Below are 24212 nucleotides of genomic sequence, written 5' to 3' on the forward strand. Positions count from 1 at the left end.
CTTGTCCGGAAATTACCTGATCACGGCATGCGGCAGATCGGACGGTGAACCGCTCAGCAGCAGCACGACCGTGAAGACCGCGAGGCACAGCGCGATCAGCGCCACGGGCCAGGCGTCCCAGGCCCGGGGGATGCGCTCGGCGCTCACGACCCCGCTGCCGTGCTCGGAGAGGTCCTTGACCAGCGCCGGGTCCTCGACCGCGATCTGGCGGGCGATCGCGTCCAGGACCGTTTGCTCGCGCGCGGACAGCGCCATGATGAAACCTCCCCCAAGAGACCTTGAAGGAGGTTTTATACTGCATTGTCCGATTGTGCCAAATCCGTCAGGAGTGCTTGAGCGCCTCCGCGCCGCCGACGATCTCGGTGATCTCCGTCGTGATCTCCGCCTGCCGCGCCTCGTTGGCCTCGCGCGTGAGCTTCTCGATGAGCTCCTGCGCGTTCTCGGTCGCCGCCGTCATCGCGGTACGGCGCGCCGCGTGCTCGGCCGCCGCCGACGACAGCAGCATGTACCAGATCCGCGAGCGCACGTACTTCTGCAGCATCTCGTCCAGCACCGCCTCCGCCGAGGGATCGAACTCGTAGGGCGCCTTGGGCGGCCCCGGGGCCGCCTCCGCCTCGCCCTCGACCTCCTCCACCAGCAGCGGCAGGATCCTGGTGACGCGCGGCGTCTGCGTGAGCATCGTGACGAACTCCGTGTAGACCACGTGCACCTCGCCCACGCCGCCGTCCCTGGTCGGCATGTCGAACGCCGAGATGAGCGTCTTGCCGATCTCGGCGGCGGTGTCGTAGCCCGGCCGGCCGCTCATCCCCGACCAGTGCCCGGCCATCTCCCGGCCCCGGAAGCGGAACCAGTCGACCCCCTTGCGGCCGACCACGTAGTAGACCGCCTCCTTGCCCTGCGCCTCGAACATGGCGTGCAGGGCCTGGCCGTTCTTGATGACGTTGTGGTTGTAGCCGCCGGCGAAGCCCCGGTCGCTGGTCAGCACCAGCACCGCCACCCGCGAGGTGTCCGGCCGCTCGTTCAGCAGCGCGTGGTTCATCTTCATGTGGTGGCTGACGAGCGCCGAGACCGCCGCGGAGATCTCCCGCGCGTACGGCTGCGCCGCGTCGGCGCGGTCGCGGGCCTTGCCCACGCGCGACGAGGCGATCAGCTCCTGAGCTCGTGTGATCTTCGCGGTCGACTTCACGGACTTGATCCGCTGCCTGATCAGGCGTAGCTGAGCACCCAATGTGACCCCCCGACTACATGGTGTGCGCGATCAGGCTAGCGCGCCGAGGGGGCGCCGCATCGTGGCTGGTGGCGCCTGGTACTGTGTGTCCCGACCGACACCCTTTTAAGTCCCGTCCCGTGAGGCGGGGAAGGTGGTGATGATTTCCCATGTCCGAATCAAGGGCCGTTCTCGAAGGCCCGGACATCCACCGGGCGCTGACCCGGATCGCGCACGAGATCCTCGAGCGCACCAAGGGCGCCGACGGCGTCGTCCTCCTCGGCATCCCGACCCGCGGCGTGACTCTGGCCCGCCGGCTCGGTGAGCGGATCGAGCAGTTCGAAGGCGTGAAGATCCCCGTCGGCTCGATCGACATCACGATGTACCGCGACGATCTGCGGCTCAAGCCCGCCCGCCCCCTCGGCCACACCGAGCTTCCGCCGGACGGCGTCGACGGCAGGACCGTCGTGCTCGTCGACGACGTGCTCTACTCCGGCCGCACCGTCCGCGCCGCGCTCGACGCGCTCAACGACCTGGGCCGCCCGACGGCCGTGCAGCTCGCCACGCTGGTCGACAGGGGCCACCGCGAGCTCCCCATCCGCGCCGACTACGTCGGGAAGAACCTGCCGACCGCCAAGAGCGAGAAGGTCAAGGTCTTCCTCGACGAAATCGACGGGCGCGACGCAGTGGAGTTGATCAAGTGAACAAGCACCTCATTTCCGCCGCGGACCTGTCCAAGGACGACGCGCTGCTCATCCTCGACACCGCGGAGGAACTGGCGGCCGTCTCGGAACGGTCCATCAAGAAGCTGCCGACACTGCGCGGCCGTACGGTGGTCAACCTGTTCTTCGAGGACTCCACCCGCACCCGCATCAGCTTCGAGGCCGCGGCCAAGCGCCTGTCGGCCGACGTCATCAACTTCTCCGCCAAGGGCTCCAGCGTCTCCAAGGGCGAGTCGCTCAAGGACACCGCGCTGACCCTGGAGGCCATGGGCGCCGACGCGGTCGTCATCCGCCACGGCGCCTCCGGCGCGCCGCACCGCCTGGCCAACTGGGTGCGCGGCAGCGTCGTCAACGCCGGCGACGGCACCCACGAGCACCCCACGCAGGCCCTGCTCGACGCCTTCTCCATGCGCCGCCGCCTCGGCTCGCTGGAAGGCCGCAAGATCACCATCGTGGGCGACGTGCTCCACTCGCGCGTGGCCCGCTCGAACGTGCTGCTGCTGGCCACGCTCGGCGCCGACGTGACGCTGGTCGCCCCGCCCACGCTGCTGCCGGTCTCCGTCGGCACCTGGCCCTGCGAGGTCTCCTACGACCTCGACGCGGTGCTGCCCAAGTCGGACGTGGTCATGATGCTCCGCGTGCAGAAGGAGCGCATGAACGCCGCCTACTTCCCCAGCGAGCGCGAGTACTCCAGGCGCTACGGCCTGGACCGCGACCGCTTCGCCAAGATGCCGGACGACGCCATCGTGATGCACCCCGGCCCGATGAACCGGGGCATGGAGATCGCCGCCGACGTGGCCGACTCCCCGCGCTCGACCATCGTCGAGCAGGTCGCCAACGGCGTGACCACCCGCATGGCCGTCCTGTACCTGCTCCTCGGGGGAGAGTCCGCATGATCATTCGCAATGTCCGCGTCCTGGGCGGCGAGCCCGCCGACATCCGCGTCTCCGGCGGAACCATCACCGAGATCGGCGCGGGGCTGCAGGGCACCGAGGAGATCGTCGACGGCCGCGGCGCGATCGCGCTGCCCGGCCTGGTCGACCTCCACACCCACCTGCGCGAGCCCGGCCGCGAGGACGCCGAGACCGTCCTGACCGGCACCCAGTCGGCCGCCCGCGGCGGCTACACCGCCGTGCACGCCATGGCCAACACCTCGCCCGTCGCCGACACCGCCGGCGTCGTCGAGCAGGTCTACCGGCTCGGCCAGGAGGGCGGCCACTGCGACGTGCAGCCCGTCGGCGCCGTCACCGTCGGCCTGGAGGGCAGGCAACTGGCCGAGCTCGGCGCCATGGCCGACTCCGCCGCCCGCGTGCGCGTCTTCTCCGACGACGGCCACTGCGTCGACGACGCCGTGCTCATGCGCCGCGCGCTGGAGTACGTCAAGGCCTTCGACGGCGTCGTCGCCCAGCACGCCCAGGAGCCCCGCCTCACCTCCGGCGCCCAGATGAACGAGGGCGTCATCTCCGGCCGCCTCGGCCTGGCCGGCTGGCCCGCCGTCGCCGAGGAGGCGATCATCGCCCGCGACTGCCTGCTGGCCGCGCACGTCGGGTCCCGCCTGCACATCTGCCACGTCTCCACCGCCGGCTCCGTGGAGATCATCCGCTGGGCCAAGTCCAAGGGCTGGAACGTCACCGCCGAGGTCACCCCGCACCACCTGCTGCTGACCGATGAACTGGTCGAGGAGTCGCCCAACGGCTCCTACAACCCGATCTACAAGGTCAACCCGCCGCTGCGTACCCGCGCCGACGTCGAGGCGCTGCGCGCGGCCCTGGCCGACGGCACCATCGACGTCGTCGCCACCGACCACGCGCCGCACCCGGTCGAGGACAAGGAGACCGAGTGGGCGGCGGCGGCCATGGGCATGATCGGCCTGGAGACCGCGCTCAGCGTCGTCCAGGAGGCCATGGTCGACACCGGCCTGCTCGACTGGGCGGGCGTGGCCGAGCGCATGTCGCTCAAGCCCGCCGAGATCGGCCGCCTGTCCGGCCACGGCAACCCGATCGAGGCCGGCGCCCCGGCCAACATCACCCTGTACGACCCGGGCGCCCGCACCGAGGTCGACCCGCGCGCCTTCGCCTCCAAGAGCCGCAACACCCCGTACGAGGGGATGACCCTCCCGGGCCGGGTCGTCGCCACCTTCCTCCGGGGCAAGCCGACCGTTCTGGAAGGAAAGCTGGTTTGACACCCGTGCACGACCAGAGGGAGCCACATGTGAACGCGGTGCTTGTCCTGGAAGACGGTCGTGTCTTCCAGGGAACCCCCTACGGCGCCGAGGGTGAGACGTTCGGCGAGATGGTCTTCAACACCGGCATGACCGGCTACCAGGAGACCCTCACCGACCCCTCCTACCACCGGCAGATCGTCGCCATGACCGCCCCGCACATCGGCAACACCGGGGTCAACGACGAGGACCCCGAGTCGTCGAAGGTCTGGGTCGCCGGATACGTCGTGCGCGAGCCGTCCCGCATCGTCTCCAACTGGCGCGCCGACCGCTCCCTCGACGCCTACCTCAAGGAACAGGGCGTGGTCGGGATCGCCCTGCGCGGCACCCGCGCGCTCACCCGCCACCTGCGCGAGCGCGGCGCGATGCGGGCGGGCGTCTTCAGCGCGCCCACCGTCCCGGTCGAGGAGCTCGTCGAGCGCGTACGGCAGGCCCCGCAGATGACCGGAGCCTCCCTGGCCGAGCAGGTCTCCACCGGCGAGACCTACGTGATCCCCGCCCAGGGCGAGAAGCGGTTCACCGTGGCCGCCGTCGACCTGGGCATCAAGGGCATGACGCCCCACCGCATGGCGGAGCGCGGCTGCGAGGTGCACGTGCTGCCCGCGACCGCCACCTTCGAGCAGATCATGGCCGTCGAGCCGGACGGCGTCTTCTTCTCCAACGGGCCGGGCGACCCGGCCACCGCCGACGTCGGCGCGCTGAAGCGGGTACTGGAGGCGCGGGTGCCGTTCTTCGGCATCTGTTTCGGCAACCAGCTGTTCGGCCGCGCGCTCGGGCTCGGCACCTACAAGCTCGCCTACGGTCACCGCGGGGTGAACCAGCCGGTCCAGGACGTGCGTACCGGAAAAGTGGAGATCTCCGCGCACAACCACGGCTTCGCGGTGGAGGCGCCGCTCGACGGCTCCTTCGACACCCCGTACGGCCCGGCCGAGGTCAGTCACGTCAATCTCAACGACCGTTGCGTGGAAGGACTGCGCCTGCTCGACGGGCGCGCCTTCAGCGTGCAGTACCACCCGGAAGCCGCGGCGGGCCCGCATGACGCCGCGTACCTCTTCGACGAGTTCTGCGAGGTCATGCAGCGTGCCTAAGAGAACAGACATCCAATCGGTCCTGGTCATCGGCTCGGGGCCGATCGTGATCGGGCAGGCGTGCGAGTTCGACTACTCCGGCACCCAGGCCTGCCGCGTGCTGCGGGCCGAGGGGTTCCGGGTGATCCTGGTCAACTCCAACCCCGCGACGATCATGACGGACCCGGAGTTCGCCGACGCCACCTACGTCGAGCCGATCACCCCCGAGTTCGTCGAGAAGATCATCGCCAAGGAGCGGCCCGACGCGCTGCTGCCGACGCTCGGCGGGCAGACCGCGCTCAACACCGCGGTCGCCCTGCACGAGGCGGGCGTGCTGGAGCGCTACGAGGTCGAGCTGATCGGCGCCGACTTCGACGCGATCCAGGCGGGGGAGAACCGCGAGCGGTTCAAGGAGATCGTCGCCAAGGTCGCCCGCGAGCAGGGGCTCAACGCCTCCAGCGCCGAGTCGGTGATCTGCCACACCATGGACGACTGCCTGGCCGCCGCCACGACGCTCGGCTACCCGCTGGTCGTGCGGCCCTCCTTCACCATGGGCGGCGTCGGCTCCGGCTTCGCCTACGACGAGTCCGACCTGCGCCGCATCGCCGGAGCCGGCCTCGACGCCTCGCCGACCACCGAGGTGCTCCTGGAGGAGTCCATCCTCGGCTGGAAGGAGTACGAGCTCGAAGTCATGCGCGACAAGCACGACAACGTGGTCATCGTCTGCTCCATCGAGAACATCGACCCGATGGGCGTCCACACCGGCGACAGCGTCACCGTCGCGCCCGCGCTGACCCTCACCGACCGCGAGTACCAGAACATGCGCGACGTGGCCATCGCGGTCATCCGCGAGGTCGGCGTCGACACCGGCGGCTGCAACATCCAGTTCGCCGTCGACCCGGCCACCGGCCGCATGATCGTCATCGAGATGAACCCGCGCGTGTCCCGGTCGAGCGCCCTGGCCTCCAAGGCCACCGGCTTCCCGATCGCGAAGATCGCCGCGAAGCTGGCCATCGGCTACACGCTCGACGAGATCCCCAACGACATCACCCGGGTCACCCCGGCCTCCTTCGAGCCGACGCTCGACTACATCGTGGTCAAGGTGCCGCGCTTCGCCTTCGAGAAGTTCCGCGGGGCCGACCAGACGCTCACCACGCACATGAAGTCCGTGGGCGAGGCCATGGCCATCGGCCGTTCCTTCACCGAGGCGCTGCAGAAGGCGCTGCGGTCGCTGGAGAAGAAGGGCTCGTCGTTCTCCTGGGTCGGGGAGTACACCGGCAAGGCGGAACTGCTGGACGCGTGCCGTACCCCCCATGACGGACGGCTGCGCACGATGCAGCAGGCCATCAGGGCGGGCGCCACCGCGGAGGAGCTTTTCGAGGCCACCCGCGTGGACCCGTGGTTCGTCGACCAGCTCTTCCTGCTGCACGAGGAGGCGATGGCGCTGGCCGCCGCGCCCGAGCTCACCCGCGAGACGCTGGAGCGGGCCAAGGGGCACGGCTTCTCCGACGTCCAGATCGGCGAGATCCGCGGCCTCGACGAGACGCGCGTACGCGACCTGCGCCACGCGCTCGGCCTGCGCCCGGTCTACAACACCGTCGACACCTGCGCGGCCGAGTTCGCGGCGACCACGCCCTACCTCTACTCGACCTACGACGAGGAGAACGAGGTCCCCTACGGCGAGCGGTCCAAGGTCCTCATCCTCGGCTCCGGGCCCAACCGCATCGGCCAGGGCATCGAGTTCGACTACGCCTGCGTGCACGCCAGCTTCGAGCTGTCCAGGGCCGGGTTCGAGACCGTCATGGTCAACTGCAACCCGGAGACCGTCTCGACCGACTACGACACCTCCGACCGGCTCTACTTCGAGCCGCTGACGCTGGAGGACGTCCTGGAGGTCGTCCACGCCGAGCAGCAGACCGGCCCGGTCGCCGGCGTCATCGTGCAGCTCGGCGGGCAGACGCCGCTGGGCCTCGCGCAGGCGCTCAAGGACGCGGGCGTGCCCGTCGTCGGCACCTCTCCCGAGTCGATCCACCTCGCGGAGGAACGCGGCGCGTTCGGGCGCGTGCTGGCCGAGGCGAACCTGCCCGCCCCCAAGCACGGCACCGCCACCACCGTGGCGGAGGCGCTGGCGGTGGCCGAGGAGATCGGCTACCCGGTGCTGGTGCGTCCCTCGTACGTGCTGGGCGGGGCCGGCATGGCGATCGTCTACGACGACGAGACCCTCACCACGTACATGTCGGCCCAGGAGGGCGGGCACCCGGTGCTGGTCGACAAGTTCCTGGACGAGGCCATCGAGATCGACGTGGACGCGCTCTTCGACGGCCACGAGCTCTACCTCGGCGGCGTCATGGAGCACATCGAGGAGGCCGGAATCCATTCCGGCGACTCGGCGTGCGCGCTGCCGCCGATCACGCTCGGCGGGGCCGACATCAAGCGCATCCGCGCCGCCACCGAGGGCATCGCCCGCGGCGTCGGGGTGCGCGGGCTGCTCAACGTCCAGTACGCGATGTCGGCCGGGGTGCTGTACGTCCTGGAGGCCAACCCGCGCGCCAGCCGTACCGTGCCGTTCGTCTCCAAGGCGACGGCGGTGCCGCTGGCGAAGGCGGCGGCCCGCGTCATGCTCGGCGCCACGCTGAAGGAACTGCGCGACGAGGGCATGCTGCCGGCCGAGGGCGACGGGGGCACGCTGCCGCTGGACGCCTCGATCGCGGTCAAGGAGGCGGTGCTGCCGTTCAACCGGTTCAGGGGCGTCGACACCGTGCTCGGCCCGGAGATGCGCTCGACCGGCGAGGTCATGGGCATCGACGAGTTCTTCGGCATCGCCTTCGCCAAGTCGCAGGCCGCCGCGTACGGCGAGCTGCCCGTCAAGGGCCGCGCGTTCGTCTCGGTGGCCAACCGCGACAAGCGGGCGATGATCTTCCCCGTGCGGGCGCTGGCCGATCTCGGATTCGAGATCCTCGCCACGGAGGGCACCGCCGAGGTGCTGCGCCGCAACGGTGTCCATGCCAAGATCGTGCGCAAGCAGAGCGACGGCACGGGACCCGGAGGTGAGCCCACGATCGTCCAGCGCATCCTGGACGGTGAGGTCGACCTGATCGTCAACACCCCGTTCGGCAGTCCGGGCCAGTCCGGGCCGCGCCTGGACGGCTACGACATCCGCACCGCCGCGGTGCTGCGCGGCATCCCGTGCATCACCACGGTCCAGGGACTCGCCGCGGCCGCCGCGGGCATCCAGGCCAAGGTGCGGGGCGATGTTGGCGTACGGTCCCTCCAGGAGCACGCACGAGCGCTTCGGGGGTGAGCCCCCGCGGGAGGTGAGCGACACTGGCCGGCACTCCGGTGCAGGTGACGGGCACGGTGCTGACGACGCGCCGGGTCGACGCCTATCATGCGCTGACCGTGGTGGCGCCCGGCATCGCCGAGCGCTTCCGCCCCGGCCACTTCGTGTCCGTGTCGGTCGGCGGCGCGAACACCGCGATGGTGACGCGCCGCGCCTTCTACGTGCACGACGTCAAGCCGGAGTACGGCGGCACCGTCGAGCTGGTCTTCAGCACCGGCGGGCCGGGCACCGCCTGGCTCGCCGAGCGCCGCGCCCGCGACACGATCGACCTGGTGGGACCGCTCGGGCGGCCGTTCCCGCTGCCGCGCGACCCCGTCCACTGCGTGCTCGTCGGTTCCGAGTACGGCTCCGCCGTGCTGTTCCCGCTCGCCGACGCGCTGGCCGAGCGGGGCTGCCGGGTCGACTTCGTGCTCGGGGCCGCCTCGGCCGACCGGGTGTTCGGCGCGATGCGGGCCAGGCGGATGGCCGAGCGGGCCACGGTCACGCTCACCACCGAGGACGGCTCGCTGGGCGTGCGCGGCACGGTCAGCGACGCGCTGCCGGCGGTCGTGGCCGGCACCCGCGCCGACGTCGTCTACGCCTGCGGGCCGATGCAGACGCTGCGCGCGGTCACCGCCGTCGCCATGGAGGCCGACATCCCGGTGCAGGTGGCGGTGGAGGAGTCGATGGCGTGCGGGATCGGCATCTGCATGACCTGCGTGCTGCCGGTCATCGGCGACGACGGGGTGACGAGGATGACGCGGGCGTGCGCGGAGGGGCCGGTGTTCAGGGGGGAGCGCGTGCGCTTCGAGGACGTGGGAACGATCCCGTTCGACGCGTTGGGCGCGCCCGGAGGTGGAGCCCGACATGTCAGTTGATATGCGGACTTTTCTGGGACATGTCGAGCTAGCGAACCCCATCACCACCGCGGCCGGCTGCGCCGCCTCCGGGCGCGAACTCGCCCAGTTCTTCGACCTCCACCGGCTCGGCGCGCTCGTCACCCGCTCCATCACCATGGCGCCGCGCGCCGGCCGCCCCACGCCCCGCATGGCCGAGACGCCCGCCGGCCTGCTCAACGCCGTCGGCCTCCAAGGGCCGGGCGTCGACGCCTTCCTGGAACGCGAACTGCCCTGGCTCGCCCAGCGCGGCATCAAGACCATCGTCTCCATCGGCGGCGGCACCGTCGCCGAGTACGCCGCCCTGGCCCGCAGGCTCGCCGACGCGCCCGGCGTCACCGCCGTCGAGGTCAACCTGTCCTGCCCCAACATCGAGGACCGCGGGCGCGTCTTCGCCCGCGAAGGCGGAGCGGCGGCCGAGGTCATCGCCTCCGTCCGCTCGGTGATGCGCTACGACGTGCCCGTCATCGCCAAGCTGGCGCCCGACGTGGCCGACATCGCCGCCGTCGCCCGCGCCTGCGTGGACGCCGGGGCCGACGCGCTTTCCATGATCAACAACCCGCTCGGGATGAGCATCGACACCGTCACGCTCAAACCCGCCCTCGCCGCGGTGACCGGCGGGCTGTCGGGCCCGGCCATCCTGCCGCTGGCCGTACGGTGCGTGTGGCAGGTCCACTCCGCCCTGCCCGGCACGCCCATCATCGGCGTAGGCGGCGTCATGACCGGCGCCGACGCCTTCCAGCTCATCCTCGCCGGAGCCTGCGCCGTCGGCGTGGGCACCGCGTTGTTCCACGACCCGTACGCGTGCCTGCGCATCGAGCGCGAACTCGAGGACCTGCTGCGCGCACGCGGCTTCCAGCGACTGGCCGACGCCGTCGGCCTCGCCCACCGCCCGCCCGGCAGCGCCGCCCGGCACCTGCACGAAGAGAGTTCCCTTTGACGCTCGCACCCGCACGAGGAGAGACCACCGTGACGCCCGCCCCGATCGCCGTCGCCCTGGACGCGCCGGACCTCGAGACCGCGGCCCGCTGGGCCGCGATGGTCACCCCTCACGTCAGCACGGTGAAGGTCGGGCTCGAACTCTACCTCCGCTACGGGCCCGACGTGATCGACTCCGTCCGCGGAGGCAGCGGGGTGCAGGTCTTCCTGGACCTCAAACTGCACGACATCCCCAACACCGTCGCGGGGGCCGCAAAGGCCGTTTCCCGGCTCCGGCCCGCCATCCTGACCGTCCACGCCGCCGGAGGCCCGGCGATGATCCAGGCGGCCGTACAGGCCGCTCCACACACCAAGATCGCCGCGGTGACCGTGCTGACGTCGCTGTCGGAGGCCGACCTCGACCGGATCGGACTGTCGGGGCCGGCCGACGACGCCGTGCGGCGGCTGGCCGTACTGTCGGTGGGGGCGGGCGCGACCGCGCTGGTCTGCTCACCGCACGAGGTGGCCGCCGTCCGCTCCGAAGTCGGCCCCGCGATCACACTGATCACTCCTGGTGTACGGCCGGCGGGCGCGGAAACCCAGGACCAGGCCCGCGTGGCCACCCCGGCACAGGCGATGGCCGACGGCGCGGACCTCCTGGTGATCGGCCGCCCGATCACGGGCTCGGCGGACCCGGGAGCCACGGCAGCGGCCTTGGCCGCTTCCCTGCGCCGCACCACCTGAGAGCTCGGGCCTTCGGGCTGTTCTGATCGGGGCTTCGCCCCGAACCCCGGCGAGAGGCCTCCGGCCCCTCGCGCTCCCCGAGCGTTGGCCGGTTGAGAACCGCGTCTTGGCTTTGAGCGGAGAGGCGTCGGCTTCTCTGCCCTTGTCCCCAGTGGCCACGTGGCAGGTCGCGGTGGTCGCCTCATCGAGGATCAGCGTGGAGTCGGCGCATGCGGCCGGGCCCACTCCCAAGCGGACCCACTGACAAGGCGAACAGTGCTCACGCGTCCTCTCCGGAGCGGCCCTTGTGCTCGATCTGCCAGGCATCCTCGGACAGGCCGGTCTTGAGTTCGTCCGGGAGTGCGAGAGCCTGGTCACCGGTGCCTGCGCCGGCGCCGAAAGCCGCCGCGTCGCTGTTCATCCATCTGACCAAGGTCGCCGCCTCCAGGTGCTCCGGCTCGGGCTGATCCTTACCCCGGCCGTAGCGTCATGCGGATGAGCGCCCGTGTCTTCGAAGCCGGGGTGTAGGTGGCGGCGATCCTGTTCCTCGTCGGGGTATGAGCTGTGGGCCGCGACCCGGGCCCGTTTCGGGATCAGGAAGGCGTCGAGGCGCGGTCGGAGTCGCTGCGCAGGACGCAGAACTCATTGCCTTCGGGGTCGGCCAGGATGACCCAGCCCGAGCCGTCGGGGTTCCGGTGGTCGGCGACCGGGGTGGCGCCGAGGCTCAGCAACCGCTCCACCTCCTCTTCCCGGGAGGTCTCCGGACGCAGGCACAGGTGGAACCTGTTCTTGGTCGTCTTCTTCTCCGGCACCTGGTTGAAGTGCAGGACGGGGCCCTCGGGCAGCAGTACCTGGGTCTCGTGGTCACCCGGCCGGTCCTCCGGATGCCGGGGCCCGCCGGTCACCTCGCTCCAGAATCCGGCCAGCTCAAAGGCGTCCGCACAATCGATCGCCACGTTCTGCACGACTGAGACCATGAGCGGGAGCCTGCCCGAGCGCCCTCTCGCGCGCCACCGATTTCCTGAAGTCATCCCACGAAGGTCAGATAATCTGTATATATAGATCACATGAGTCGAAGATCCATGCAGGAACCGACCTTCCTGATCCTGACGGCGCTCGCCGCCGAGCCCCAGCACGGCTACGGCATCATCACGGATGTTCTGCAGATCTCGGGTGATCGGGTACGGCTGCAGGCCGGCACCCTGTACGCCGCGCTCGACCGGCTGCAGGGGGAGGGGCTGGTCGAGACCGATCGCGAGGAAGTCGTCGACGGCCGCGCGCGGCGCTACTACCGGCTCACCTCCGACGGCGAGGCCCGGCTGGCGGTCGAGGCGGAGCGACTGCGTCGCAACGCCGACACCGCCGCCTCCCGTCTGCGCGGCGGCGGGCTGCGCCCGGCGTTCAGCATGAGAGCGGCGCCGCCCGGCCTCGCCGCCTCCTTCGGGAGCGCCACGTGAGCCTGGAGGATCGTTACCGGCGGTTGCTGGCGTGGTATCCGAGAGAGCACCGCGCGTCGCACGAGGAGGAAATGGTCGCGGTTCTCCTGGCGGGGGCCGACGCCGGTCGCGAGCGGCCAAGCGCTCGCGAGACGTTCGACCTGCTGCGGGGAGCCTTCACCATCCGGTTGCGCCGCGCCGTGGGAGCCGCTTCCCGCCGGCACTGGAACGCCGCCTTCCGCCTCGCGGCGCTGCTCGCACCGATCTGGCCGCTCGTCCTCGAAGCCGGCCGGGCCGCCGCCTACGCCGGGGACGCGCCGCCGTACCCGGAAGCGGCCCTGCAAGCCCTCGTTCTCGCCCTGCCGTACGGGGTGATCGCCTTCCTGGCATGGCGGGACGCGCGCAAGGTCGCGGCCTCCGTCGCATGGGGGTGGACCGTGCTCGTCGCCGGCTGGTCGGAGCTCGGCCTTTCGCCCATCTACGTGGTGCGGGACGGCGTGCTCCTCGTCGGAGGGGCCGGATGGCGGCTCGTCCTGCCCGCCTGCCTGGTCGCCGTGATGCTGACGCTCGCCCCGTCGTCCGGCCCCGCGCGCCCGGAAGCCCGGCGGCTGATCGGGTGGGCAGCCGCCCTGCTCGCCGGCGTCGTGGTGAGTACGCGGATTCCCCTGCCTGCGGCCGGGTTCCTGCCCATCCTCGTGCTCGCGGTGGTCGCGGTGCGGTCGCCTGTGGGGCGGCGGGCCGTGCTCATCGTGTCGCCGCTCATGGGCGTCACCCTCGGCTGGATCGACGATCCGGCGAACCTTCCGGCGGCGGCCGCGTGCTCGGTGGCGGTGCTGGCCGTCACGACGTGGGCGGCGAGAACCGCCGCCACCGCCGAACTCCGTTCGTAGCCGCGCGCGGGGTCTTCCGGGAGTTGCCCGGTGGGCCGGCTTCCCGGAAGTACCGCACGACCAAGAACGTGTTCCGGTCGTGCGGTGCTTCCCCCTCGCCTGCCCTCGCCGATCCCCACGTCGATCGCGAGTGAGACTCGCGTGCCGCCAAGCTAACCCGGAGTCAGTACGTGATCACTCCGCCGGCCGTCGGCGGGTGGAAGAACCTTCCACCGGATAGAAGAATCCTCCACCCGCGGGTGTGATCGCGGGGGCGGCGGAGCTGTTCGGGCGCATGGAAGGTCTCGGTTTGATAACGGCTTTTCGGGTCGCGGTAAGAGGGTTTTCGGGTGACGGTCAGTAGTCATGATCGTTATCGCCCCTGGCGGGCGACGATCTTCGAGAACCGGGAAGTGAGCGCGATTTGATCAGCTCATCGTAGTTTTACAAACACGGAGAGTTAAGAACTGGATTTTGTGGTGAGAGAAACCGCTCTTGGCGTTGCTTAGGTGGCGATGACCAGCTAGTTTCCCCTCTCGTCCGAGTACATCGACAGAAATTCGAGGTGACCCGGCGTGGCTCTTCCTCCGTTGACCCCCGAGCAGCGCGCCGCAGCCCTGGAGAAGGCTGCCAAGGCCCGTAAAGAGCGTGCCGAGGTCAAGAACCGGCTCAAGCATGGCGCGGTTTCTCTGGCTGAGGTGCTCAAGGATGGGCAGACCGACGACGTCATCGGCAAGATGAAGGTGTCGGCGCTTTTGGAGTCGCTCCCAGGCGTGGGCAAGGTCCGCGCCAAGCAGCTTATGGAGCGGCTCACCATCGCCGAGTCGCGCCGCGTGCGCGGCCTCGGCGCGAACCAGAGGGCCGCCCTTGAGCGCGAGTTCGGTGGCGGCGAGAGCTAATCTCGTCTTCACACGAAAGCGCAGCTTCAGCGGGGGGTAGGAAGTGACCGACATGTCTTGGTCCGACAGTTTGAGGGCCCACGACACACAGGTCGACCTCCTTCCCTCCAGGCGCCTGACGGTCCTGTCCGGGCCGTCGGGCGTGGGGAAGTCCACGGTCGTCGCCGAGATCCGGCGGTCCCACCCCGAGGTGTGGCTGTCGGTCTCGGTGACCACCAGAAAGCCCCGGCCCGGCGAGTCACACGGCGTGCAGTACTTCTTCGCCGGCGACGACGAGTTCGACCGGCTCATCGAGTCGGGCGAACTGCTCGAATGGGCCGAGTTCGCCGGCAACCGCTACGGTACGCCGCGCCGGCCCGTGCTCGACCGGCTCGCGAGCGGCGTGCCCACCCTCCTGGAGATCGACCTCCAGGGCGCCAGGCAGGTGCGCAAGACGATGCCGGAGGCGCTCCTGGTCTTCCTGGCCCCGCCCACGTGGGAGGAGCTGGAACGCCGGCTGCGCGGCCGCGGCACCGAGCCGGAGGACGTCATCGAACGCCGCCTGGCCGCCGGGCGCGTCGAATGCGCCGCGGAACCCGAGTTCGACATCACACTTGTGAACACGAGTGTCCAGGATGTATGTCATCGGCTGATAGCCTTGATGACGGACCCTCAGGGGGTCACGACATCCACCAACCGAGAGGTCTGACAATCGTGGCAGGCATTGCCCCGGTCGCTGAGGGAATCACCAACCCGTCGATCGACTCTCTGCTCGACATCGTCGACAGCAAGTACTCCTTGGTGATCATGGGCGCCAAGCGCGCCAGGCAGATCAACGCCTACTACTCGCAGCTCGGCGAGGGCCTGCTCGAGTACGTCGGCCCGCTGGTCGAGACCCACGCCCAGGAGAAGCCGCTGTCCATCGCGCTGCGCGAGGTCTCCGAGGGGCTGCTCAACGCCGAGCCCATCGAAGGCGCGGTCTGACCGTTCGACTCCAGCTCTCGACGCCGCCCAGGGCGGAGCCGGGAGCTGCGCCATGTCCGGACCCCGGGCGGAGCCGTACCGGCGCGGAGCTCTAGGGTTGGGGCGGTTCGTGCGGAGGAGAGGGGTGGCGGCGCGCCGATGAGGGTCGTACTGGGCGTCAGCGGCGGCATCGCCGCCTACAAGGCGTGTGAGCTGCTCCGCCTGTTCACCGAGTCCGGGCACGAGGTGCGCGTGGTGCCCACCCGCGACGCGCTCCGGTTCGTGGGCGAACCGACCTGGGCGGCGCTGTCCGGCAACCCGGTGACCACCGAGGTGTGGGAGAACGTCCACGAGGTGCCGCACGTGCGCATCGGGCAGAACGCCGACCTCGTGATCGTCGCCCCGGCCACCGCGGACGTTCTGGCCAAGGCCGCCCAGGGGCTGACCGGCGATCTGCTCACCACCACGCTGCTGACGGCGCGCTGCCCGGTGGTGTTCGCGCCGGCGATGCACACCGAGATGTGGGACCACCCCGCCACCCGCGCCAACGTCGCCACCCTGCGCGAGCGCGGCGCCCTCGTCATCGACCCCGCCTCGGGACGCCTGACCGGCGCCGACACCGGCCCCGGACGGCTGCCCGACCCTGAAGAGATCTTCGAGGTCTGCCGCCGCGTGCTGCGCGGCGCCCCGCGCGACCTGGCCGGCCGCCGCGTGGTCGTCTCCGCGGGCGGCACCCGCGAGGCGATCGATCCGGTCCGCTTCATCGGCAACCGCTCGTCCGGCCTTCAGGGGTACGCGCTGGCGCGCACGGCCGTGGCACGCGGCGCCGAGGTGACCCTGATCGCGGCCAACGTCACGCTGCCCGATCCGGCCGGGGCCGAGATCGTGCGGGTGGAGTCGACGGAGCAGCTGCGCGAGGCGGTGCTGTCGGCCTCGGAGGACGCCGACGCGGTGGTGATGGCCGCCGCCGTGGCCGACTTCCGGCCGGTGGCGCGGGCCACGTCCAAGATCAAGAAGACGTCCGGCGATCCCGAGGCCATTCGGCTGACGAAGAATCCCGACATTCTCGCCGAGCTCGGCGTGCGGCGTACCCAGGCCGGGAACGGCGCCACCCCCGCGGTGATCGTGGGGTTCGCGGCCGAGACCGATGACGTGCTGGCCAACGGCCAGGCCAAGCTGGCCCGCAAGGGGTGCGACCTGCTGGTGGTCAACCAGGTCGGCGAGCACCTCGCCTTCGGCACCCCCGACAACGCGGCCACGATCCTGGTCGCCGGGGGAGACCCGGTCGAGGTCCCGAGGGGCCCGAAGGACGATCTGGCCGACACCCTCTGGTCCCTGGTCGCCCCACGCCTGGCGTGATCGAGCCCCCCGTGACCTGGCTTCCTCACTAATGGGACAAATGTGTACACGCTCCGTAATGTGGGGATGAGACGCCTCAGGGGTCAGTGAAGCTACGACTGGGGGCGGTCGGGGTTGTCAGCATTCAGGCACGTCATACGCGTACTGCTCATCGCCGGCGCCCTCCTGTCCGTCCCCGCGGCGGCCTCCGCCGAGGCGCCCGAGGCCGTCACCCAGACCGTCACCGACCACGCCGGCGCCCTCGGCGACCGGGCGGGCGAGGTCCAGGCCGCCATCAGCCAGCTCGAAGCCGAGCACGGCATCCGCCTCTACGTCGTCTACGTCACCGGCTTCTCCGGCTGGAACGCCACCACCTGGGCCGACCAGACCGCCGGCCTGAGCCGCCTGGGCCGCGACGACCTGCTGATGGCCGTCGCCACGCAGGAACGCCGCTACGCCGTATCGGCCGACGCGAACTTCCCCCTGTCCACCGAGCAGATGAACGCGGTCGCGCAGGACGCCATCGTCCCCGCGCTGCGGGAGGACGACTGGGCGGGCGCGGCCGTCGGCGCCGCCAAGGGGTACGGCACGGCCATGGCGAACCCGGCCAACCCCGAAGGCCGCAGCGCCTGGTGGCTGGCGGGGGCGGGGGTGCTGGCCGCGGCCGGCGGGGGCGTCTACCTGTACTCGCGCCGCCGCACGACCTCCCGCCACGCCGCCGCGGCCAAGGACCTGGAGACCCGGGCGGGACAGGCGCTCGTCCACACCGACGACGCGGTCAAGACCTCCGAGCAGGAGGTGGGCTTCGCGACGGCCCAGTTCGGCGAGGAGGCGGCCCAGCCGTTCGCCGAAGCGCTCGAGTACGCCAAAGGCGAGCTCGACCAGGCCTTCCGGCTCCGCCAGCAGCTCGACGACGAGGTCCCGGAGGACGACGTGACCCGCCAGGCGATGCTGGAGGAGATCGTCAGGCGGTGCGCGGACGCCAACGCCCGGCTCGACGCCGAGTCGGAGGCCTTCGACAAGCTGCGCGACATGGAGCAGCAGACCCCGCGCGTACTGGCCGAGGTCCGGCAGGCGCACGCCGAGCTCACCCCCAAGCTCGCCGAGGTACGGCGGGCCATGGCCGCCACCGCCGAGCGCTTCGCCCACAGCGCCCTGACCCCCGTCGAGGACAACGCGGACGACGCGGCCAACCGCCTGGAGTTCGCCGGTCAGACGCTCGCCGCCGCGCAGGCGTCGCTGGACGCGGGGGAGTCGGGCAAGGCGGTCGCCCAGGTGCTGGCCGCGCAGTCGGCCGTGGACCAGGCCCGGCAGCTCATGGAGGCGGTGACCAGGCGGGCCGACGACATCCACCAGGCGGCGGCCGGGCTCAAGCCCGCCCTGGAGACCGTCGCGGCCAACCTGTCGGCGGCGAAGGCGCTGGCCGCCGACCAGGCGTACGCGGCGGACCTGGCGCCCCAGATCGCGTACGCGGAGAGCACCGCGACCCAGGTGGCCGAGGACGTCGTCGCGACCCGCGTGGACCCGATCGCGCTGCTGCGCCGCGTGGAGGAGGCGCAGGCGACGCTGGACGAGGCGCTGAAGGGCGTACGCGACAAGAAGGCCCGTCAGGAGCAGGCGCGCAGCATGCTCGGCCAGGCGATGCTCACGGCCCGCAGCGAGATCGCGGCCACCAGGGACTTCATCACCACCAACCGCGGCGCGGTCGGCAGCACCGCGCGCACCCGGATCGCCGAGGCGGAACGCCTGCTGGCCGAGGCGCGGGCGCGGGCAGGGGAGGACCCGTCGGCGGCGCTCGCCGCCGCCCAGCGCGCCGACCAGCTCGCCCAGGAGGCCGGGCAGGCGGCGCGGGGCGAGGTGTCGGCGTTCGGCTACGGAAGGACCGGCAACGGCAGGGGCGGCGCCGACGCGATGATGGGCGCGGTCCTGGGCGGCATCCTCATCGACGGGATGATGGGCGGCATGATGTCCGGCCGCGGCGCGGGCCGCGCGGGCGGCCGCCAGACCGCGGGGACGGGCAGGCGCGGCCAGGCGCCGGGCAGCTTCGGCGGCTCGGGTACACGAGGGCGGAGGGGCTCAGGGGGAGCCTTCTGACCCGGAAACGATCACATATCGGGGGAATGAGCAATGTCCAAACAGTCCATCTTCGGCCGTGTCGCCCAGCTGGCCAGGGCCAACATCAACGCGCTGCTGGACTCGGCCGAGGATCCGCAGTTGATGCTCGACCAGATGGTGCGCGACTACACCGACAACATCGCCGAGGCGGAGAAGGCCATCGCGCAGACCATCGGGTCGCTGCGGATGGTCGAGGCCGACTACCGCGAGGACGTCCAGGCGGCGGGGGAGTGGGGCAGGAAGGCCATGGCCGCCAGCCAGCGCGCCGACCAGCTGCGCGCGTCGGGGCAGCGGGCGGAGGGCGACAAGTTCGACGAACTCGCCAAGATCGCCCTGGGCCGCCAGATGTCCGCCGAGCAGGAGGCGAAGGCCGCCGAGCCGGGCATCACGGCGCAGCGGGAGGTCGTCGACAAGCTCAAGGCGGGCCTCCAGCAGATGAAGAACAAGCTCGGCGAGCTCCGGGGCAAGCGCGACGAACTCGTCTCCCGCGCCAAGACCGCCCAGGCCCAGTCGCAGGTCCAGGACGCGATCAAGAGCATCGACATCCTCGACCCGACCAGCGAGGTCAGCCGCTTCGAAGAGAAGATCAAGCGGGAGGAGGCGAAGGTCATCGGACAGCAGGAACTGGCCGCCTCGTCGCTCGACGCGCAGTTCGAGAGCCTGGAGGACGTCAGCGCCCAGGCCGAGATCGAGGCCCGCCTGGCCGCCCTGAAGATGGGCAAGCCCCTCCCCATCCAGTCCCCCAGCCCCAACTGACCCATCCCGGCCGCGCCTGCTCTCCCCGGCGCGGCCGGGCGGCTCTCCAGGGCCCCGTCTTGCTTCGGCGCTGGTCCGTTGGCGCTCGCGTCCGTCACGCCCGCCATCCGTTACGGCTTCCGCCGGCCTGCCCGCCCCGCCGTCGCGGGCGGGCGCCCGTCGAGCGCCGGTCGTGAAGGCCAACGGCTCTCCCGCCGTGACGACTCCGCCCCGGCCCACTGCCGTGGCTCACCCTGGGCTCACCCCTGGGCCCGCCGTGGTGGCCGGCCGCCGGGACGCCTCCGCCCACGCCGCTGTCGCCCTGCGCCTCGCCGTGGTGACCTCGCCTCGGGTCTGCGCCGTGGTCGTCTCCTCGGGCTGGGGTGGGTGGATCGGGATTTGGATGTTGCCGCGTTGCCGTACCCCTGCGGATACTTACACAAAGGGGGAGAACACAGATGCCGGTAGGAACCGCGGTGAGGGACCGCTGCAGGACGCTGCTCGGGCCCGGCGAACAGATCAGATACGTGTTTCCCGCGCTGTCGGTGGGGCCGCCGGGGATGGCCAACTTCCTCATCGTGGTCAGCGACGGGGCGATCTCGGTGCTCGCCACCAGGATGCTCAGGAGCGACCGGCCGGTGTCGGTCTACGCCACGTTCCCGAGGGCGACACGCCTGGGCCCCATCATGACTGGATCGATCATCGAGCTCGGCTCGATGGCCTTCGAGTTCGATGAGGAGTACGCCGCCGTGGTGGGAGCCGCGGACGCGGAGATCTTCGCGCCCGAGACGCTTCCGCCCGACCCCCTGCCGGATCTCTGAATCGGCCCGCGGTTTCGCTACCTGGCCTCCCGTGGGGCTAGACTTCGGCGAGGCCCAGGCTGGTGTCCACCTGTCCGTGCCGCACATACGTCAGCAGCCGCTGCATGAGGAGCCACTGAGTTGTCACGTCGCCTGTTCACCTCCGAGTCGGTCACCGAGGGCCACCCGGACAAGATCGCCGACCAGATCAGTGACGCGATTCTCGACGCCATGCTCAAGGACGACCACAAGAGCAGGGTCGCCGTCGAGACGATGATCACTACCGGCCAGGTCCACGTCGCGGGCGAGGTGACGACCGAGACCTATGTCGACATCCCCGGCGTCATCCGCGAGAAGATCCTTGAGATCGGCTACGACGCCTCGCACAAGGGCTTCGACGGCGCGTCCTGCGGCGTCTCGGTCTCGATCGGCGCGCAGTCGCCCGACATCGCCCAGGGCGTCGACGACGCCTACGAGCACCGCGAGGAGGGCGTCGGCGACGAGCTCGACCGCCAGGGCGCCGGTGACCAGGGCCTGATGTTCGGCTACGCCTGCCGCGAGACCCCCGAGCTGATGCCGCTGCCGATCATGCTCGCGCACCGGCTCGCCCAGCGCCTGTCGGAGGTCCGCAAGTCGGGCACCGTGCCGTACCTGCGCCCCGACGGCAAGACCCAGGTCACGATCGAGTACGACGGCGACACGCCGGTTCGCCTCGACACCGTGGTCGTCTCCACGCAGCACGCGGCCGAGATCGACCTCAAGGAGATGCTCGCCCCCGACATCAAGGAGCACGTGGTCGACCCCGTGCTCGCCGGGCTCGAGATCGACATCGAGGGCTACCGCCTGCTGGTCAACCCGACCGGCCGCTTCGAGATCGGCGGCCCCATGGGCGACGCCGGCCTCACCGGCCGCAAGATCATCATTGACACGTACGGCGGCATGGCCCGTCACGGCGGCGGCGCCTTCTCCGGCAAGGACCCGTCCAAGGTCGACCGCTCGGCCGCCTACGCCATGCGCTGGGTCGCCAAGAACGTCGTCGCGGCCGGCCTGGCCGACCGCTGCGAGGTCCAGGTCGCCTACGCCATCGGCAAGGCCCAGCCGGTCGGCCTGTTCGTGGAGTGCTTCGGCACCGAGAAGGTCGAGATCGAGAAGATCCAGGCCGCCGTGCTGCAGGTCTTCGACCTCCGTCCCGCGGCCATCATCCGCGACCTCGACCTGCTGCGCCCGATCTACTCCGAGACCGCCGCCTACGGCCACTTCGGCCGCGAGGGCTTCTCCTGGGAGTCGACCGACCGCGCCGAGTCCCTCCGCACCGCCGCCGGCCTCTGACCGGCGCCCGTTCCACCGCCTGAGCCCTGAGTTCCGCCACCCGGCGGCCTCAGGGCTCACGCATGCCCGGACAGGACACCGAGGAGCCCCGGACGCGGTCACGGCCGGGGAAGAGCGGTCCGCGGGGCTGACTCCCGTGCGGCCGGGGGCGGCCCGGAAGGGGAGGGCCGTGTCTTGTCCGGTCCAAGATCCATATAACGTGTTCCCAGGGATCTTCCAGAACCGGGCCTGCCACACGGGGCCGCGGGTGCGGCTCGTTGGGGGTGCGGGACCATGCTGTCGCGGGCCGCCCTCCCCACCGCCGTCACCAGCTTCGTGGGCCGCCGTCAGGAGATCGCCGGGGTACGCAGGATGCTCCAGCGCAGCCGCCTGGTCACGGTCACCGGGATAGCGGGCGTGGGCAAGACGCGCGTGGCCGTACGCGCCGCGCAGCTCATGCGGCGCGCCTTCACCGACGGCGTCACCTACGTCGAGCTCTCCGGCGCCACCACGGCGGAAGCGGTGGACGAGGCGATCGCCCAGGCCCTGGGCGTCGGCGCGCCCGCCGAGTCGGCGGCCCACGTGGCCGATCGGCGCATGCTCCTGGTCCTCGACACCTGCGAGCACGTCGCGGAAGCCTGCTCCAGGCTGGCCCAGGCTCTGCTGCGCGCCGCGCCCGGCCTGCACATCCTGGTCACCAGCCGCCAGGCCTTACGCGCACCCGGTGAGCACATCGTGATCGTCCGGCCGCTGGCCGTACCGGGGCCGGAGACCGAGCCGGCGGCGGTCGCGCACGTCGAGTCGGTCGCGTTGTTCCTGGATCGGGTGGCCGCCGTGGACCCGGCGTTCGAACTGGGGCCCGGCAACGCGCCCGTCGTGGCCGAGCTGTGCCGGCGCATCCAGGGCATCCCGCTGGCCATCGAGCTGACCGCGGTGCGCGCCCGGCTGCTGCCCGTCGCCCGGCTCCTGCAGCTCATGGACGCCCACGGCTCGCTGGGCCACACGGGCTCGCGCGCCCGCGGCGGACGCCATTCGACGATGCAGGCGGCCATCGCCTGGAGCCACGACCTGTGCGCCGAGGAGGAACGGCTGCTGTGGGAGCGGCTGACCGTCTTCTCCGGCTCCTTCGACCTGGACGCCGCCGAGCGCGTCTGCTCCGGCGCCGACCTGCCCGGCACCCTCGTCTACCCGACGCTGGCCGCGCTGGTCGAGAAGTCGATCGTGGTCCGCGAGCACGACGGGCGGCGCACCGTGTACCGGATGCTGGACGGCCTGCGCGAGTACGCCATGGGACGCGTCCCGGAGCCCGAGGCGGAGCGGCTGCGGACGCGTCACCGCGAGCACTACTTCGCCGTCGCCCGCCGCTTCGGCGTGGAGCGCGCCGGGCGCGACCGCGTGGAGGAGGTGCTGCGCGCGCGTTCCGACTGGCCGAACCTGCGGGCCGCCCTGGAGTCCTACGCCGCCGACCCCGCCGGGCGCGCCGCCGGTCTGGAGATGGGCCTGCGCCTCGGCTACCTGTGGGTGTTCGGCGGCATGGCCAGGTACGGCCGGCAGTACCTCGACCGCCTGCTCCCCGGCACCGAGGCCCCCGACTGGATCCGCCTGGGCGCCCACCTGGAGCTCGCCCACATCGCCATCGGCCAGGGCGACCTGCCCGCCGCCCGGCGCGCGCTGGCCGGGGCCGGGGAGCCGGCGGCCCGGCTGGGCACGCTCGGCGGCCTGCATCTCACGAAGATGCGCGGCACGCTGCTGTTCTGCGAGGGCGACCTGGAGGCGGCCGAGCGGCTGCTGCGCGAGAGCGTGGACGGACTGGCGGGACACGGCGGCATCCACCTGCTCAACGGCCTGATCGAGCTGGGGTTCACGTTGCTGACGGCGGGCCGTACCGAAGAGGCGGAACGGGTGCTGACGCGGGCGGCGCGGCTGTGCGGGCAGGCGGGTGACGGGTGCGGCGCGGCGTGGGCGGACCTGGCGCTGGCGCTGCTGCTGCGGCGGTGCGGACGGACCGCCGAGGCCGAGGGGCATGCCCGCGCGGCGCTGCGCACGCACGCGCGGGTGGAGACGACGTTCGGGCGGGCGTTCTGCGTGGAGGTGCTGGCGTGGCTGGCGGCCGACCGCGGCGCGCACGCGCGGGCCGCACGGCTGCTGAGCGCCGCGCACCGGCTCTGGGGCGCCGAGGTGCGGCCGCTGCTGGGCTCGCCGCACATGGCCGCCGAGCGCGAGCGCTACCAGGATGAGCTGGCCGAGGCCCTGGGGTCGCAGCTGGAACGCGTCAAGGCCGCCGGGCGGGCGCTGTCGGCTGAGGAGGCGATCGCCGAGGCGCTGTCCGGCGAGCCGGAGGAGAGTGAGCCGCGGGCGGTCCCGGCGTGGGCGCCGCTGACGCCGCGCGAGGCCGATGTCGCCGGCCTGGTCGCCGCCGGGCTCACCAACCGGCTGATCGCCCACCGGCTCGTCGTGGCCCGGCGCACGGTCGACACCCACGTCGAGAACATCCTCGCCAAGCTCGGCTTTTCCGGACGCAGCCAGATCGCCGCGTGGGTGATCAGGCGCCGGCAGAGGGAGGAAGGCTGAGCAGGATAGGCATAGTCCCCGATGTTGCCCTGGGTGAGACGGTGAATACTCATCGTGTCCGTAGCCGGGGGGTGCGGGGGCGGTTCGCGCGCTGACGCGAGCCCGTATGGTCCGCGGCACGGACGG

At 71.4% G+C, this 24212-nt stretch carries 23 protein-coding genes; 19 read left to right on the forward strand and 4 right to left on the reverse strand.

Annotated elements, in window-relative coordinates; genetic code table 11:
• Window positions 1-12: 12 nt before the first annotated feature.
• A complete protein-coding gene (locus ACIBI5_RS12390) occupies window positions 13-255 on the reverse strand; it encodes a DUF3040 domain-containing protein (protein WP_397246030.1) in 243 nt (80 codons plus the stop codon).
• Between the two features lie 67 nt (window positions 256-322).
• Entirely contained in the window at window positions 323-1228 is a 906-nt protein-coding gene (locus ACIBI5_RS12395; RefSeq protein WP_397246033.1) for a F0F1 ATP synthase subunit gamma, read from the reverse strand.
• A gap of 149 nt (window positions 1229-1377) precedes the next feature.
• Here ACIBI5_RS12395 and pyrR point away from each other — a divergent pair, with 149 nt between their 5' ends.
• From pyrR to pyrF, 8 genes are read left to right on the forward strand one after another with little or no spacing between them, the layout of a single operon-like run.
• Window positions 1378-1911, forward strand: coding sequence for a bifunctional pyr operon transcriptional regulator/uracil phosphoribosyltransferase PyrR (gene pyrR, locus ACIBI5_RS12400; protein WP_184960632.1), 534 nt, complete (start codon window positions 1378-1380; stop codon window positions 1909-1911).
• A complete protein-coding gene (locus tag ACIBI5_RS12405; RefSeq protein WP_379616470.1) occupies window positions 1908-2825 on the forward strand; it encodes an aspartate carbamoyltransferase catalytic subunit in 918 nt (305 codons plus the stop codon). The genes pyrR and ACIBI5_RS12405 overlap by 4 nt, the downstream gene beginning before the upstream one ends.
• Entirely contained in the window at window positions 2822-4111 is a 1290-nt protein-coding gene (locus tag ACIBI5_RS12410; protein ID WP_397246035.1) for a dihydroorotase, read from the forward strand. The genes ACIBI5_RS12405 and ACIBI5_RS12410 overlap by 4 nt, the downstream gene beginning before the upstream one ends.
• A gap of 29 nt (window positions 4112-4140) precedes the next feature.
• Window positions 4141-5238, forward strand: a complete 1098-nt coding sequence (gene carA, locus ACIBI5_RS12415; protein ID WP_397246037.1) for a glutamine-hydrolyzing carbamoyl-phosphate synthase small subunit — start codon at window positions 4141-4143, stop codon at window positions 5236-5238.
• Window positions 5231-8518 carry a carbamoyl-phosphate synthase large subunit gene (gene carB, locus ACIBI5_RS12420; RefSeq protein ID WP_397246039.1) on the forward strand — a complete coding sequence of 1096 codons (3288 nt, stop codon included), beginning with the start codon at window positions 5231-5233 and terminating at the stop codon, window positions 8516-8518. Before carA ends, carB begins: the two co-directional genes overlap by 8 nt.
• 23 nt (window positions 8519-8541) lie before the next feature.
• Window positions 8542-9414, forward strand: a complete 873-nt coding sequence (locus tag ACIBI5_RS12425; protein ID WP_397246775.1) for a dihydroorotate dehydrogenase electron transfer subunit — start codon at window positions 8542-8544, stop codon at window positions 9412-9414.
• Complete coding sequence (locus ACIBI5_RS12430; protein WP_184960638.1) at window positions 9404-10372, forward strand: dihydroorotate dehydrogenase; 969 nt, start codon at window positions 9404-9406, stop codon at window positions 10370-10372. The genes ACIBI5_RS12425 and ACIBI5_RS12430 overlap by 11 nt, the downstream gene beginning before the upstream one ends.
• 29 nt (window positions 10373-10401) lie before the next feature.
• Window positions 10402-11094 (forward strand): orotidine-5'-phosphate decarboxylase, encoded by a 693-nt coding sequence (pyrF, locus tag ACIBI5_RS12435; RefSeq protein WP_397246041.1) that lies wholly within the window; start codon window positions 10402-10404, stop codon window positions 11092-11094.
• 259 nt (window positions 11095-11353) lie between these two features.
• On the opposite strand, the gene ACIBI5_RS12440 is transcribed toward pyrF, so the two are convergent.
• Window positions 11354-11494 carry a hypothetical protein gene (locus ACIBI5_RS12440; RefSeq protein WP_397246043.1) on the reverse strand — a complete coding sequence of 47 codons (141 nt, stop codon included), beginning with the start codon at window positions 11492-11494 and terminating at the stop codon, window positions 11354-11356.
• Window positions 11495-11666: 172 nt separating this feature from the next.
• The gene (locus tag ACIBI5_RS12445; RefSeq protein ID WP_397246045.1) at window positions 11667-12050 is read right to left on the reverse strand and encodes a VOC family protein; all 384 of its coding nucleotides are present in this window, start codon (window positions 12048-12050) and stop codon (window positions 11667-11669) included.
• A gap of 90 nt (window positions 12051-12140) precedes the next feature.
• Here ACIBI5_RS12445 and ACIBI5_RS12450 point away from each other — a divergent pair, with 90 nt between their 5' ends.
• From ACIBI5_RS12450 to ACIBI5_RS12500, 11 genes are all read left to right on the forward strand, one after another.
• Complete coding sequence (locus ACIBI5_RS12450) at window positions 12141-12530, forward strand: PadR family transcriptional regulator (RefSeq protein ID WP_397246047.1); 390 nt, start codon at window positions 12141-12143, stop codon at window positions 12528-12530.
• Window positions 12527-13399: a hypothetical protein gene (locus ACIBI5_RS12455; RefSeq protein ID WP_397246049.1), complete on the forward strand. Its 873-nt coding sequence runs from the start codon at window positions 12527-12529 to the stop codon at window positions 13397-13399. The genes ACIBI5_RS12450 and ACIBI5_RS12455 overlap by 4 nt, the downstream gene beginning before the upstream one ends.
• Window positions 13400-13953: 554 nt before the next feature.
• Window positions 13954-14277 (forward strand): integration host factor, actinobacterial type, encoded by a 324-nt coding sequence (mihF, locus tag ACIBI5_RS12460; protein ID WP_157244637.1) that lies wholly within the window; start codon window positions 13954-13956, stop codon window positions 14275-14277.
• 52 nt (window positions 14278-14329) lie between these two features.
• Window positions 14330-14965 (forward strand): guanylate kinase, encoded by a 636-nt coding sequence (gene gmk, locus ACIBI5_RS12465; protein ID WP_397246051.1) that lies wholly within the window; start codon window positions 14330-14332, stop codon window positions 14963-14965.
• A 5-nt stretch (window positions 14966-14970) separates the two neighbouring features.
• A complete protein-coding gene (gene rpoZ, locus ACIBI5_RS12470; RefSeq protein WP_184960643.1) occupies window positions 14971-15240 on the forward strand; it encodes a DNA-directed RNA polymerase subunit omega in 270 nt (89 codons plus the stop codon).
• A 138-nt stretch (window positions 15241-15378) separates the two neighbouring features.
• Complete coding sequence (gene coaBC / locus ACIBI5_RS12475; RefSeq protein ID WP_397246053.1) at window positions 15379-16578, forward strand: bifunctional phosphopantothenoylcysteine decarboxylase/phosphopantothenate--cysteine ligase CoaBC; 1200 nt, start codon at window positions 15379-15381, stop codon at window positions 16576-16578.
• 114 nt (window positions 16579-16692) lie between these two features.
• A complete protein-coding gene (locus ACIBI5_RS12480; protein ID WP_397246055.1) occupies window positions 16693-18651 on the forward strand; it encodes a TPM domain-containing protein in 1959 nt (652 codons plus the stop codon).
• A gap of 33 nt (window positions 18652-18684) precedes the next feature.
• Window positions 18685-19428 (forward strand): PspA/IM30 family protein, encoded by a 744-nt coding sequence (locus ACIBI5_RS12485; protein WP_397246057.1) that lies wholly within the window; start codon window positions 18685-18687, stop codon window positions 19426-19428.
• Window positions 19429-19865: 437 nt separating this feature from the next.
• Window positions 19866-20228 carry a hypothetical protein gene (locus ACIBI5_RS12490; protein WP_397246058.1) on the forward strand — a complete coding sequence of 121 codons (363 nt, stop codon included), beginning with the start codon at window positions 19866-19868 and terminating at the stop codon, window positions 20226-20228.
• A gap of 120 nt (window positions 20229-20348) precedes the next feature.
• Window positions 20349-21536: a methionine adenosyltransferase gene (gene metK, locus ACIBI5_RS12495; protein WP_379618693.1), complete on the forward strand. Its 1188-nt coding sequence runs from the start codon at window positions 20349-20351 to the stop codon at window positions 21534-21536.
• 273 nt (window positions 21537-21809) lie between these two features.
• A complete protein-coding gene (locus ACIBI5_RS12500) occupies window positions 21810-24086 on the forward strand; it encodes an ATP-binding protein (RefSeq protein ID WP_397246062.1) in 2277 nt (758 codons plus the stop codon).
• Window positions 24087-24212 lie beyond the last annotated feature (126 nt).

The organism is Nonomuraea sp. NPDC050540 (assembly GCF_044457485.1).
GTDB lineage: Bacteria > Actinomycetota > Actinomycetes > Streptosporangiales > Streptosporangiaceae > Nonomuraea.